Source organism: Flavobacterium sp., assembly GCF_027484205.1.
Taxonomy (GTDB): domain Bacteria; phylum Bacteroidota; class Bacteroidia; order Flavobacteriales; family Flavobacteriaceae; genus Flavobacterium.
In genome coordinates this window covers 1-14,584 of sequence record NZ_JAIXUB010000001.1, presented here as the reverse complement: position 1 = coordinate 14,584, position 14,584 = coordinate 1, and the positions used below count along the sequence as shown (strand labels likewise).

Genomic DNA, 14,584 nt, shown 5'->3' with positions numbered 1-14,584 from the left:
AACGCAAAAGAAAAGAAAAAATATAAAATAATAAGTAATGTACACTTCAATGAAGTGTATCTTTTTTTGTCTAAAAAACGATCTTCATTTTTTTTTACTTTACAATAATAAAAATTCACAAAAAACAATAAAATTAATATCAAAATAAATATTGTCGGTATATCATAATCATTTGTAATCTTACTAAAAAATAAAAACAAATTAATTATTGTTAAAACATTAAATGTTTGGCACAATGTTACAACGACTAAAGCATCAATTGAATTGTCTCCTTTTTTAGAAAATAATATATTTGTGTAAATAAAATCAAAAAATTTCATAACTATTCATCTATAATTTTTCACTTAATAACTTTTGAATAGTTTTAAGATTTATTAGCGATTTTTGCAACAAATATTAACAATAAAAAGCTCCCTAAACAGAGAGCAATAACTAAAAAATTTCTAATATATTTTTGCTTTATTGATTCATCTTTATAAAGCTCAATTAATCTTTTATATTTTTCATTTTTTTTAAAGTAAAAGAAATTTAAATAATATATAATAATACTAAAAAACAAAGTTAATAATATTAAATTATTGCCTTGAATTCCAACATATCCGAAACAAATCTTTAACATTAGAATACTACTAAAAAATAAAAATAAAAAGATCATTGATAAAAAAATAATTGCACCATTGAAAACATTCTCATGATTTGGTGTATTAAGCATATATTTATAAAACTTTATAAATAAATATTCATAATTTTTTTTCATTTGTTTAATCATTTATGTTAGAAGCTTCCCAAAATTGTGAATAGACTATTAGGTTATTGTATTTCTTTAATAACTGCTATTTGGGATTAAAATTTTAAAAATTGTCACAATGATTTGATAGAATGATTAAAAAAGAATTACCTCACCAATGCAAAATGCCCTTTGACAATTCTTCCATCTTCAAGTTCAATGACATACCAATAATCATCGGAAATTACTGTATAGCCATTGTAAGTGCCATCCCAACCTACACTTAATGGTCTTATTTGCTTTAATAATTTTCCAAAACGATCATAAATTTTTATGATTGCTTTAGCGTTAAATTGTTCACTCACACCGTCAATATTCCAATAGTCATTAGTTCCATCGCTATTGGGAGTAAAAAATTTTGGTATTCCTAAAATGCTGATTTCTTGTTGAGTAATTCCGCAACCTAATTCGTCATTTACATAAACAGTATAAATTCCTGGCAATAAATTATTGAAACTATTACTGCTTTGATAATTTACACCATCAATACTGTAAGTATAAGTTCCATCACCGGAAACTAAAATTAAAATAGAATTATTGTTTACTAAATCATTCACTTCAATAGCATCAATGGTAGCTGTATTTGACGCAGTAACGGTTACAGTTCTTGTGCTTACACACCCAAAAATGTTTTCCACATCAACAGTATAAACCCCTTCAGTATTCACAGTTAAGTTATAATTTGTAGCTCCTGCAATCGTTGTTCCATTAAAATACCATGTATAAGTATGATTTCCAATAGTGGAAGTGTTATTCAAACTTGCATTGATAATCTTTGTAAAAGATGGATCATTACTACAAACCAATTCACTTCCCGTCAAATTGATTCTAGGTTTTTCATGAACCACTAAAGGAATAGGTAAAATAGCTTTACAACTTGAATTGATGGTATTACTTACTTCTGCTAAAAGTGTTTGATTAGACGAATTAAAAGGATTTGGAAGTGGTGAAGGCAATAAATTTCCAAAACCATCATAATATTTCACAAACATTCCAGTTTGACTACCTAAAATAGTAGATTGAAACGTACTGGTATCAAACGGATAAACACCATCTTGCAACGCTGGATCTGTTTCGTCATCACACACACTCGTTAAACTTGCATTGATTGGAAAAGCTTCTGGTAAATCATCAACAATAAATTGAATTGTCGAACTATAAGAACAAGCAGTTGCCGTGGTGTTTGTTACAGTTGCAGTAATTGTTTGTGAAGTACTTGTAAAGGGATTACTCATCACAATGGGTGTTCCACCAGAATTAGTATAACTTACCGAAACACCTGTCAAACCATTTAATAATGTAGCTTGCAAGGTAGATGTATCAAATCCATAAACGCCATCATGGTCATCATCACAATGCCTTATGACTTGGGGTTGAACTATTGGAATGCGTTCTACATTCAAAGTAATATGATGTCCTAAACCTAAACATTCATTGTTTAATTGACTATCCACACGAACAAAAATATTTTGTGTATTTGGATAACCAATATTACTATAGTTTGAAGTGTTAGTAATAGAATTAACTTCTGCCAAAGCGTCGGTTATAGTAGCATAATAAGTAATGTCTAACAATTGTCCTGGTGGATATAACGCTTGAATTTCTGCAGTAACGCCACTAAAATCAAAAGTAGAAACTCCATCTGTTATAGATCCCGAAGCAACATCATCACACACGGTAAAAACACGTTGAAAACTTGCAGGAATTAAAGTAGTGGAAACTATCAAGTCCAATTGTGCCACTCTAAAACAACCGTTAGTATTTTGAACTCTCACAAAAACAGAATCGTTACTCACAATTTGATTGGTATAAGCTGTAAAATTAGTAATGGCATTACTATTGTTTTGAGCATCAAGTGCCGTTTCATAATAACTAAAAGTCAATCCTGTAGCACTTGAAACTAACAACGAAGTGCTTTCATTCAAATTAAAACTACTAAATCCATCATTGTTATCATCACATTGTTTTAGAGATACCGTACTTGATAAAAGAGTAGGTAAGGGATAAATAGTTATTTCTCTTGTGTTGCTACCCGTTCCAAAAGGTGTTGTAACAGCAACAGAAACAGTATAAGTTCCTGTTAAACTATAATTATGTGTTGGATTCAAGCTACTTGAACTACTTCCATCACCAAAACTCCACGTAGCACCTAAAACGGTTTGATTCGTAACAAACTCAAAAGAGGTATTTTGATTGACACACGCATTTTCAAATTGAATAGATGGTGTAAAGAAAAAAGATTGACTAAAAGAGGGTAAACCTCCATAACATAATCTACCTGCTAAATCAATAGCATTAAATTGAAAATCACATCCTGCACCTAAAACATTAGGATTATTAATGACACTTAATTTATTTTGATTACCAATAGCTACATAAATTTTATTATCAGGACCAAGTTGCAATGCACCACAAATAACATTTGAATCTAAAATTGTAAACTTTGAAGCAGGAACATCAGTAGCATTTAGATTAAATTGATAAATTTTACCATAATTATTTGTTACATACAATAATGACTCATCAGGTGAAAACTCAGCGCCATATAAAAACCAATCTTCAATTAATAAAGTTCTTTCATTAGTTAATACACCTGTAGTTGTATTAAAGTCATACAGTTGCACAAAATCCGAAACATTTGCAATGGCTAATTTTGTTCCACTTGGTGAAATTTTTATAGTTCCTGCTTCTGTAAAACTTGCACTAACAATTACAGGTCCAACAGTTGTAACAATTGGTGTTGTATTTAATCCTAAAGCTGTTAATAAATGAGCATTAAAATTATTGTTTTCAACACCATGCGTAACAATCCAATAATCAATGTTATTAGCGTGTTTTGTAACACCTATACTCTCAATAGTTGGTGTGTAAACCAAAACATTTTTTTGAGCAGTAACAGCACCATTACCTGAATCCATTGTCATGTCTACAACAGAATATCTAAATCCATTGGGTTGTGATTCTCGGTCAATAGTAAAAACATAATACAACATTGTAGAACCTGGCATTGGAATAATGGTTGCTGATTGTGTAGAAGAACTATGCCCCATCAAACCACTACCATTAACCATTACCACATGATTTTTGTTGTAAATGGTGCTACCGTCAGTATAAAATAATAATTGCCCTGTACTTGTTGATAGTGTGGCACATCCTTCCTCAGTAACAAGTTCTCCATTAGTCAATGCCACAGGACTACCACTACTAAAGTCCAAACCTGCCTTATTGCCAAAATACCAAATGTTGGCTTCCCCTTGTGCATGAGAAACCAACATTGATAAAATCATTATTAATAAATACAGTTTTAACTTCATTTAACTACAATAACTCAAAAATTAATCTATTCTTCAACAAACTTTACTAGTTCAATGGATTTAATTTTACCATAGGATGATAATTTGTCAACAATTTTCGGTGGATTGTAAACAATTTTCATTTTATCTTTTGTTTTAGATAACGAAGTTATTCTTCCCTTATAGTAAAAAGCATTAGCATCAGCAGCAACTTGAAGGTTTCCATTTTCATCAATTGGAACGTTAAGGATATCGTTACCACATCCGTAACATATAACACAAGAAGGTATACCAAAATATTCCTGTAACATATAACCACTATATAGACCAGTGAAGGCTAAATAGTCCTTTTGAGTAGCACATAGATTTACATAATCTACAACAGTACCATCTTCTTTTGTTACGGTGTTGTATTGCCATTTTGTACTTCCTAAATTTTGAATGGTTGGGTTTAAATAATCATTTTCATCATTACTGCAGGATAAATTGATTGCCATTACTGCTACTAATAAAATTATTTTTTTCATGTTTTTTTGCTTTTAAATTCTCTTTAAAGTTATTTTTAAAATTCTTTTTGAAGTATCAGTAATTATCTTTTTCTAAATGATGAAATTCCTTAATTTTATTATGAATTACCCAAATTGTTATGGGTGGAAATGAATAATAAAGAAAAATTGGTAAAATATCATTTAAGAAAACTTTGTTTTTTAATTCAATAGTCTTAATAACTTTACAAACAAAATAGCTACTGTACATAAATGCAAATATCCCAATAAATTGAATCGCTATGAATAAGGTAATAATAACTGTATTCGGTGTGCTTCCTTTATGGAAAAAACTAAATATATAAGCGACAAAAAAAACAAAATTCAATGTTATAATAATGTTTATCAAAAGCGAAAATTTAAAATTAATCAATTTTAAATTAAGGTATTTACTTGAGTGATTATATAAAAAAGTTATTGAATTGTTTAACCAATAAAAAAAAGGTAAATATAACATCCAAAAAATAACAAATGTTAAATAATATAATAAATTATTTTCTATTGATTGAACAATGTTTATTAATAACAACTGAATTATTACAGGAATTATTAATATTAAAAAAAATATTTTTTTTGTGCTAAATTTAATAAAATAATATGTTTTCATTTTTTATATTTTTAAATTACCAATCAAATCTCCAACCGCCTTTAAAATTTATATAACCTCCTAATCCTAAACCTATACTAAATCCAGTATCTATTCCAATATAAATTTGAGATTGATAACTAGACTGTTTTGAATACTCAGCTGAAAATCCAAATAAACTAAAAGAAGCTGATTCAAACCTACTTTCTGCTATGTTATATTTATAACTAGCTCCTAAACCACAACTAATAGCAACTTCAAAAAAATGATTTTCACCTTGATTTATAGAACCCTTATAATCATAATAATCTCCTTTAATACTTGACTCTCTATACTCACCAATTTTAATACCTAAAACATTTTTAAAAGGTGTAAAATCAATATAGGTTCCTGCTCTTAATCCAGTTTCAGCACTAAAATATTGATTTTCGAAAAACCATGTCTTAAATAGCTTTTTCATGAAAGGTGATTGTTCCCTTTTTACAGGTGGGTCTGTATCGTGCAGAGCATGATTAAGTCCACTAACGACTAATCCAGTTACAGCACCTTCCCAAAAATTTCCTTTACTCATAGCAGCTCCAGCACCACCCATAATGGTTCCAAAGGCAATCATACCTCCTGCTCCTTTTGCTCCTAAAAACCCACCTATTCCTTGATGAGCTGTTTCTTTTGTTCCATAAGCCCAATTATTTTTTTTAAAAAAGCCACTTTCTGTTGTACTTCCTCCTTGCCACGCACTACTTGCTATACTACTAATAGCTCCTGCTGCAAAACCTTGCCAAAAGTTACCACCTTGCACTCCGGTTAAAGTGCCTTGAAACATACCATGAGCTAAGGCTTGGTAGGATGCTCGAGTATAAAAATTACCAATAGTTGTGGCATATTCTCCAATTCCAAAGGTTACTGCACCACTAATAGCACCTACAACAGCTGACTGTATTAATCCTCCTGCAGAAATTTTTCCTGCTATTACACATTGAATACCATAAGAAGCAGTCCCAATTATGGCACCAATAATTATGGCAGAAATTAATAAGTCATCAATTCCAAAAATATTACCCGTAACATCAGTATATTTTAGTGGGTTGTTAATACAATACGCATAACGGTTGTAGTTTTGGGTATTGTAGGGTTCTTGAATATAATTATCAGGCGATAAAAAGCGATGGAGTTTTGGGTCATACAATCGAGCATTCATGTTAATTAATCCAACACTTTGCAAATGTTCATGTCCTGAATATCCTCTATCAAAGAACGTTAATCCTGCTAAGTTAACACCTGCGCCGTTTTGCACTTTTAAAAGCAATCCCCATGCGTCAAACAAGCGTTTCTCTACAACAGCTCCTGTGTCGTTGGTGATAGCTAAGATACTACCTTGGTAATCTCTATGCAAATAAAAATAACTTTGGGTTGTTCCGTTACTTTTAACAACCATTGGAGCACTGTAAGCATCACCACCTAAATAAGTGATAAACTCTACAGCAGTTGGTGTGGTCGTACTTCCAGGACCAAAGGTAGCTTTTATTTCCATGCTACCATCAGCACTGTAATATTTTCTGTAAGGTCGTGTTAGTTTATCAGTATTGGTATTACCATAATACATAATATTGCGTTGCAATGCAGCATTATAACCAAAGCTGATACGGTCAACACCTTGTTCAAAAATTTCAATTGGCGTTTTAAATGCCGTATAGGAAATTTGTTGTACAGGTCGTGTATCATAATAGGTTTGTGCTTCCGTAGAAGTCAATACAGAGGTGTTTTGATACGGTTTAAGACCATTAGTGTACTGATAACTACCTAGATTATTTGCCGTAATTCTACCTCTATCATCATAATTTTGAGTGGTTTGCGTTCCTGTGCCGTTTGTATAGTGCGTCAAACGGTCAAGAGCATCATACTGAAAACTTTCATTCCAGCTAAACATACTATTAGAACGACTTTGTAAATTGGCCAAAATAGGTTCAAAAGCATAATTCAAAGTCATGATGTTTGTGGTAGCTTTATCATGCTTGTTGCGTGTAGCATAACCATAAATATCATAGGAGTTAGCAATCGTTATTCCGTTTCCTAAAGTAGAACTTGTGAGTTGTCCTCTTGCATTAGTTGTATTTTCTTGATACTTTACAACGGTTCCGTCTTTCAATTGCGTTTCAGTACCATAAGCGTTATAAACATGGGTAATGGTTTTGGAACTAGTTTTTCCATGAGCTACAGCCGTAGAGGTTTCATTAGCAACACGACCAAAAGCATCAAAAGTTAAAGTCTTTGTAAAGGTTGCTAAAGCAGTTGTTGATCCAAGAGGATAAAGTGTTTCAACAGTAGTTTTTAATTGTTTGGTAGTTGTATCATACGTATAAGCATAGTTGCTATTTCCATCAAATGTATTTACTACCGCCATGTTAGTCAACCATTTATTAGTTGGGTCATACGTATAGGTACTTGTTATATTGGTTTTTTCAGCAGCAGTTAACCCTACAACTGATTTGGTCATTAATTTTCCTAATGGACTTAACGTATATGTCGTTGTTCCTTTTGGGGTAACTTCTTTGATGGTTTCACCGAAAGCATTGTATTGGTAGGTATAAATACCCGCTGAAGAATCCTCAAGTTGAATTTTTCGTCCCCAATTGTCATATTGCATTTTTAACTTAATACCATCATAATCAGATTCGGTTAAATTGCCCATAGCATCATACTTAAAGGCAATTGTTCCGCCAGGACTATCAACAGCAGTAATTACTTGCCCATTGGCATTACTTGTTTTTGATTTACTCATGGCAGGTTCAGTAACCGTTGCGGTTAAACCATTATAAGTAGTCGTTACAATTTTTCCGGTATGGGCGGTTGCTTTTATTGGTCTTCCATAATCATCATACTCAAAAGTTGCCCATTGTGTTGGAGAGGAAGAAGCAAAATAAGGTTCGCTTGTTCCTATTTTTTGACCTTTATAATTATAAGTGTTATCAACATAAACCCAGTTGCCGTTCATGTCTTTACTTCCTTTTTTAACCTCGCGCGATAAAACATCGCTTTGTGTCATACTAACACTGCCATCATCTCCTGTTTGTGTAGTGGTATATAAATTACTGGCTCTTGTGTAAGTGTAGTTAATACTTTTTCCTAAAAAGTCAGTAACTTTTGTTTGTTTACCCCAATTGTCAATAACTACAGTAGTAGTTTGGTTATAGGGATTTTTTTGAGTTAAAACTGTTCCATAAATAGGATGATAAGTAAGATTAGTAGAAACTAATCCTTCAACATCAGTAGTCGTTTTAACAAATCGGTTGGTTGGGTCATACGTATAGCTTGTTGTTCTAGGCGATACGGCTTCTGTAGCAATTGCTCCAGTGGCACTGATGGTTTTACTCTGCAACAAACCGTTAGAAAAATAAGCAAACGTTTCTATAAGGGTTTCGGAAGAACCATTAGCTTTCTTCTCTGTTTTAGTTAAATTTCCGTTAGTGTAAAAATATTTTGTGTTACTCGTTTTAGTGTCAGCAACGCCAGACATGGGAGTATTGACATAAACAGTTGAGGTAGTTGTAACCTCTTTTGGGCGACCAATATAATATCCACTTCCTGTTCCTGTTACTACATTGTCATAGTCTGTTACTGTAGTAGTGCTACCTTGTAATTCAAATCCTCCTAAATAGTTTTCCGTTGTTACACTTAAAGGCAACAAATAATCTGTTGAGTACGAATTATATTTTTTACGAATATTAACGTTAGTTAAAAAATCATAGGTTGATTGACTATCGAGTAACAATGAATAACGTTTAGTTATAGGATCTGTACTTTCTGTATAGTTAGTATATGTGTAATTTATTGTGGCTGGACCTGTATAATCACTAATTTGAAAATTTGTTGCAGGATTTAATAAAGTTAAACCAGATCTTATCGTAGCACCTCTTTTCAAAGGGTCATTAATGGTTGTAGTCCAAGTTGTCTTTTCGGCACTTCTATCAACGTACCAACTACTTCTCGCTGTTTTAATAAATCCTAATGCTCCAACGCCATCCAGTTTTACAGCATAACCAACATATCTAAAATCTTGATATTTAGTTGTTCCTAAAGAAGTGTTTGTCAATTTATAAACAATTTTATTTCCTGGCATTTCATTAAGTTCAACATAAGGATAATTTAATGACTCGTAAGAATGGTAAAATTGTTCATAATTTATATATCGTCTTTCCTTGGTTAAAGCTTCATAAGAAATGCTAGTAATGATTGCGCCGTTAGATTGTGAAACGCTAGTCAATAAATTATCATCATTAAAATTTTTAGAAAAATCAATGAAAGTTGTAGTTTTTGCAGCTCCACTTTGATTATGGTAACGAACTACAATTAGATCATTGTTGTAACCGCCATATTTATAGGATGCTGCAATAGGGATTGGCAATGTCCTTATATCGCTATTGTGCTCATGAGGTGACTCATAATAACTTGTAAAAGTACCATTAAAACCAATATTATTTACATATGCATGAACACTCCATTTTGTATCAATATCAGCTTTATCAATATCTCTCCAATATGTAACTAATTTTACACTAACAATATCCGCTTTTCCATCTTTATTAACATCAAGAGCATAATAATTTTTTAAAATTACTCTATTGTCATAATCAGCATCAGAAAATGGTCTATATTCTGTAACATTGTCATGTGTTTCTTTTACAAAAAAAGTGCCACCCGCAGGATTTGGATTGCTATAATAAATATGCCATTTTGCACAACCTTGACATCCATATTTATTATCAGAATCAGGCATCATCATATCAGGTTTTCCATCACCATTATAATCACCAAATAGTATTGTTTTGTCTTTAGTGTAATTCTCAATCATTCCTTGACCAATAATTTCAACCGTCGCCCATGGTGCAACGGTTAGATGTTTTAATGTAATGATCTTATAAGCTTTATTGTCAATAACTAAAATATCATCTTTACCATCACTATTAAAGTCCATTACAAAACGTTTTTCACCTTGCAAATGACCATAACTTGGAAAATTATAGTTCCCTGCGGTGTTAAACTCGTTTGTGGTGTTAGGATTCAAATCAACGATACGAGCACCGTTTAAAATATCTAAAGTTTCATTAGTTTGAACACAATCAATAGGCAAAGGATCAACAGTTCGTAATCCAAGACCTGAATTTGAAGGTGCATAAGTTCGTCTTTGAACATGACTCATCGCTAAAATTTCAGATATTCCATCACCATTAAAATCTCCTTCAAGATATTCATTAGAATCCTTTAGTATAGGTGTTGCACAACGATTAGAACAAGGAACTTGAACAGGCGTAAAAACATCAGGTGCTGTTTCGACAAGTTCATAACATATATCATCGGGATTGGCAGGAGCACATTCGTCATAACAAGTAACTTGATTATTGAAATCAATATTCTTTGTTAAATGTTGAACAAAACCTGTCTCAGTGTTTAAATGATAGGCACGAAACTTATTTTGAGTTAACGTTTCTTCAATAGTTATTAAAGATTGTGCCTGATTTAATTTTCCACTTTTTAGTGTAGAACCTACTAATTTTTCATGTTGTAAGGATGGCGCATCAAAACTAACGTTACTTCCCTCAGTAAAAAGTCTTGTATATACTTTACCATTAGAAATAAAATCCAATCGACCATCGCCATCAAAATCGCCAGAGAAATCAGGTTGCTCAGATAAATCAAGGGATTCATTATACCAGTGCGTAATTTCTGAAGCTCCAGATTCTGTTGTATTATAAGTAAACTCTATTGGATTAGCAGCTTCTCCTGCACCATTATACTCTTGAACTTTTGCTACTCTTTCATATCCTTGAGCATCAGCAGCTGTATGGGTAATTTCATATCTCTTAAACAACAAGCTATTTGTAAAAACTTCAACTTTTTGTAATAATTCAAATTTTTCAGTTTTAATTCCTTTAATATAGCCATACTCTTTTCTTGCTAAAGTTTTGTAACTAAAAACAATCTTATTTAATGGATTAGGGTTTGTGGTAACATTAGCACTAAATCTAATTTCTGTCAAACACAAACTTTTAGCCAAAGGTGTAGAGTAATGATAGGTCATAAAATTACCGTTAGTATCTTCAAAACGTGTGATATAAAATGCGGTTAAATCAGTAGCATTCATACCTCCATAATTGCCATACCATGCTCGAGAACCATCAGCATTGGTAACAATAAAATACATTGCAGTTCCAGTTCCAACAAGCTGTATTTTAGTATTACTTTGAACCTCGGTTTCATAAGTTGAATTGTTAGCCCAATAAGTGCCACTTTTCAATAGCAATCGCTGCCCATCTAAAGAAAGTTTATCATCAGCATCAAAGTCTACACCATCGCGATATCCTTCAATATCCGCTCTTGTGGACATTCGTGCAATGGCAGAAATACTGCTTATACTCCAACCTTGACCAACAATTCCGCCTTGTTGCCCACTTGCATATACTAAATTTATTACAGGTCCAACATCACCTATACTTGCAGGCATAGCTATAGGGACAGTAAATGTAGCTTGACCTGAACCAGATACTTCTAAAGCACCTTGTGTATCATGAAAATTTTGAGAAAATAAAAAGTAATTAAAAAATAGGGCTAATAGTAAATAAATGTTCTTCATGGCTTAGTTTTTTAAAATTTTAATGGTTTTTATTTCACCGTTAGTATAATTGAGATTGATAACATACAACCCAACAGGAAACTCTTTAAAGGATATTACTTGATTATTTTCTTGTTTTTGGTCTTTATAATTTTGTACTACTTTACCATTCATATCAAATACTTCAATAGAAGAAACTTTATTATCATTGATTAATTCCCATTTTAAATACAGTTCCTCTTTTACAGGATTTGGATAATAAGAAATGACATCTTCAGGAAAGAATTTTTGCAAATCTTCCTCTTGTAATTCCGAAATTTCCTTTACATCTTGATTAAGTTTGGCACTACAAGTAGGACATACATACCTTTGAACCTGATTTCCAGCAGCATCATATTCAAAAGTTATTTTAGGGACTTGAGCATAGCTTAAAAAGCTAATAAAAATTGTAGTAATAAATAAAAGTTTTCTCATAAATAAAAAATAGATTTAGGTTTATAATATTATGTAATTAAATTTTCCCCAAAATTAATGGCTCAATTTTTTAACCATTTTTAGAGGATACTGTAAAATGATGTTTTTTTATTTTTTATATATGCAAAATGCAAAGGTTTTTCCTCTGCATTTTAAACTAAAAAAAGTAATTTTTCAACAAATTGTATAGCAGTAATTTTCTGCAAAAGTTGGTTAAATAATTTATACTTCAAAATTTTTTCTCCTATTTTTCCTTTATTTAACACACTTGTAGAGCTATTTCTACAAGTATGTTAAAATTTGAGAGTCATAGTTTTGGGTCTAAAAAACTTCATTCAAATTCTTATTTGTTATATCCCAAAAGTTATCATGAATTATCATAAAGAGTATGAAATAAAGAACTGAGTCTATGAAGCGAAGTGTGGTAAAAATTAAAATAAAGAATAAACAACAAAAAATCCGTTTAATCTGTGTTATCCGCGTTCAAAAAAACTATATAATCTATACAGAGCGAAGCGACTTAAAAAAAGATAAACTATGTTTCGTAGCCTGCACTGAGCTCGCTTGCACTGAGTTTATCGAAGCGAAGTGTGGTTAAAAAATTAAAATAAACAATGAGCCACAAACAAAAAGAATCCATTTAATCTTTGTTATCTGCATTCCAAAAACTATGTAATCTATGTAGAGCGAAGCGACTTTTTAAAAACTATAAAAACTATGATCTGTAACCTGCATTGAGCAAGCTTGCACTGAGTTTATCGAAGTGAAGTGTGGTTAAAAAAACAAAAAACCTCATTGAAATTCAACAAGGTTTCTTCAATTAAAATTAAAAACCACTAAATAACCTCTACAACATTCAAAACATTATATTCCTCATTTTTCAATGAATATTGCACACCATTCACCTCTTGATAAAATGAAATAAACAATAAAAACAATTGAATACCTGTTCCTGTAGGCACACCTGAAGGAGTTAAAACAGAAGTACTCATAGTCAAGTTTAGTGGTAAATTGACAAGATTACTTAAAGCAATTTCCGATTCTTGCGTTGCAAAATCTAAATGAACAACCGCACTTTGCAAACTAATATGTGTAGAACCTTGCGGATACATCAATTGTTCAAGTGGAATAAAATCGGTAACAGTAGTTACGCCAGTTGCAGTATCTAAATCATAGTTAACAAAAAACACACTTTTTAATGGTGCATTAGCATTAAAATCAAATCCTTTTAATAATTGCTTACCTTCTGCTGTACCTACAGACACTTGGCGATTGCCTCTTGTAGAAACAGTATCAAGATTTTTAATTCTCGACATCAATTGAAGTAATCTACTAGATAATTTACTGTCTTTAGCTTTAAAAACTAAACTTCCCAAAGCAAGTTTTAAAATTTTGCCTGAACTACCACTATGAGAAAACTCATTATTGTTTTCTCGAGTTCTAACAAAATTAGGATCACTTGAAATTCGTTCTTTAGAGATGCCTCCTTTTTTACGAACAAAATTCTTACCGTCTTTTTTGTAAAAGGTCAAGTCTTCAACCGTACCTTCAATTTTGATAACACCTGATGTTTTTGCCATCTTTTTTTTCGTTTTGAATTAATAATGCTCTTATAACATAAATTAAATATTTAAGTACGAAGAGTTACAATAATAACTCAATCAAAAAATAAATTAGTACACAGCTACTACCGAAAAGGGAGCTTTTTACCTTCTTTTGCCGATATAGACGTTTATTGCAGAAAGTTATGTTAAATAATGCCAATAAAAATACTAACAAAGAATTGTCTTACGTTTCAAAGTTACTAAGCCCACTCAAAGCCGACTTAAAGTTGACTTAAAGCCGACTATAAGTTGAGTAAGACTTGATAAGTAGTATAAAATAAATTTAATATTTAAAAACAAAATAGAAATTATGAAACGCATGTGTATCTACACAAACGATATCCAAATTATCACAGGTAAAAGTGAGCGATATTGTAGAGCAATAATAGCTAAAATAAGAAAGCAAAATAATAAAGAAAAACACCAATCAATAACTATTGAGGAATTTTGTATGTATCAAGGGTTAGATAGTAATGAGGTTAGAAAAATGATTAAGTGAAATTTTATATACAAAAAAAAGAGACTGATAATCAGTCTCTTTTCTTAATTAGTATAGTTTGATTTTATCGTTCTCTATTAATATAAACCCATCCTGATAAAGTTTTCATACCATCACGTTCAATTACATAATAATATGTTCCATCTGGTAATTCTTCACCAGCATCAGATTGTCCTTCCCATTGATTAG

The 14,584-nt window shown here is 31.4% G+C and carries 8 protein-coding genes; 1 reads left to right on the top strand and 7 read right to left on the bottom strand.

The window, feature by feature from the left end; genetic code table 11:
- Positions 1-364: 364 nt before the first annotated feature.
- The 6 genes from Q0049_RS00035 to Q0049_RS00010 all read right to left on the bottom strand — a co-directional run bounded on the left by Q0049_RS00035 (position 365) and on the right by Q0049_RS00010 (position 13,872).
- Positions 365-757 carry a hypothetical protein gene (locus Q0049_RS00035; protein ID WP_298114961.1) on the bottom strand — a complete coding sequence of 131 codons (393 nt, stop codon included), beginning with the start codon at positions 755-757 and terminating at the stop codon, positions 365-367.
- A 137-nt stretch (positions 758-894) separates the two neighbouring features.
- The gene (locus tag Q0049_RS00030; protein ID WP_298114959.1) at positions 895-4,074 is read right to left on the bottom strand and encodes a T9SS type B sorting domain-containing protein; all 3,180 of its coding nucleotides are present in this window, start codon (positions 4,072-4,074) and stop codon (positions 895-897) included.
- Between the two features lie 53 nt (positions 4,075-4,127).
- A complete protein-coding gene (locus tag Q0049_RS00025) occupies positions 4,128-4,607 on the bottom strand; it encodes a hypothetical protein (protein ID WP_298114957.1) in 480 nt (159 codons plus the stop codon).
- Positions 4,608-5,248: 641 nt separating this feature from the next.
- Positions 5,249-11,839, bottom strand: coding sequence for an RHS repeat-associated core domain-containing protein (locus Q0049_RS00020; RefSeq protein ID WP_298114955.1), 6,591 nt, complete (start codon positions 11,837-11,839; stop codon positions 5,249-5,251).
- A 3-nt stretch (positions 11,840-11,842) separates the two neighbouring features.
- Positions 11,843-12,292 carry a T9SS type A sorting domain-containing protein gene (locus Q0049_RS00015; RefSeq protein WP_298114953.1) on the bottom strand — a complete coding sequence of 150 codons (450 nt, stop codon included), beginning with the start codon at positions 12,290-12,292 and terminating at the stop codon, positions 11,843-11,845.
- A gap of 836 nt (positions 12,293-13,128) precedes the next feature.
- Positions 13,129-13,872, bottom strand: coding sequence for a hypothetical protein (locus Q0049_RS00010; RefSeq protein ID WP_298114951.1), 744 nt, complete (start codon positions 13,870-13,872; stop codon positions 13,129-13,131).
- 334 nt (positions 13,873-14,206) lie between these two features.
- Here Q0049_RS00010 and Q0049_RS00005 point away from each other — a divergent pair, with 334 nt between their 5' ends.
- Positions 14,207-14,395 carry a hypothetical protein gene (locus Q0049_RS00005; protein ID WP_298114948.1) on the top strand — a complete coding sequence of 63 codons (189 nt, stop codon included), beginning with the start codon at positions 14,207-14,209 and terminating at the stop codon, positions 14,393-14,395.
- 64 nt (positions 14,396-14,459) lie between these two features.
- Here the strand turns inward: Q0049_RS00005 and Q0049_RS16610 are convergent.
- On the bottom strand, positions 14,460-14,584 hold a 125-nt coding region (locus tag Q0049_RS16610; RefSeq protein ID WP_366941681.1), incomplete at its 5' end, for a gliding motility-associated C-terminal domain-containing protein.

Excerpts from the sequence above, each read along its gene's own strand:
- Q0049_RS00035 (WP_298114961.1), bottom strand. The coding sequence starts at position 757 with ATGAAAAAAAATTATGAATATTTATTTATAAAGTTTTATAAATATATG.
- Q0049_RS00030 (WP_298114959.1), bottom strand. The coding sequence starts at position 4,074 with ATGATTTTATCAATGTTGGTTTCTCATGCACAAGGGGAAGCCAACATT.
- Q0049_RS00025 (WP_298114957.1), bottom strand. The coding sequence starts at position 4,607 with ATGAAAAAAATAATTTTATTAGTAGCAGTAATGGCAATCAATTTATCC.
- Q0049_RS00020 (WP_298114955.1), bottom strand. The coding sequence starts at position 11,839 with ATGAAGAACATTTATTTACTATTAGCCCTATTTTTTAATTACTTTTTA.
- Q0049_RS00015 (WP_298114953.1), bottom strand. The coding sequence starts at position 12,292 with ATGAGAAAACTTTTATTTATTACTACAATTTTTATTAGCTTTTTAAGC.
- Q0049_RS00010 (WP_298114951.1), bottom strand. The coding sequence starts at position 13,872 with ATGGCAAAAACATCAGGTGTTATCAAAATTGAAGGTACGGTTGAAGAC.
- Q0049_RS00005 (WP_298114948.1), top strand. The coding sequence starts at position 14,207 with ATGAAACGCATGTGTATCTACACAAACGATATCCAAATTATCACAGGT.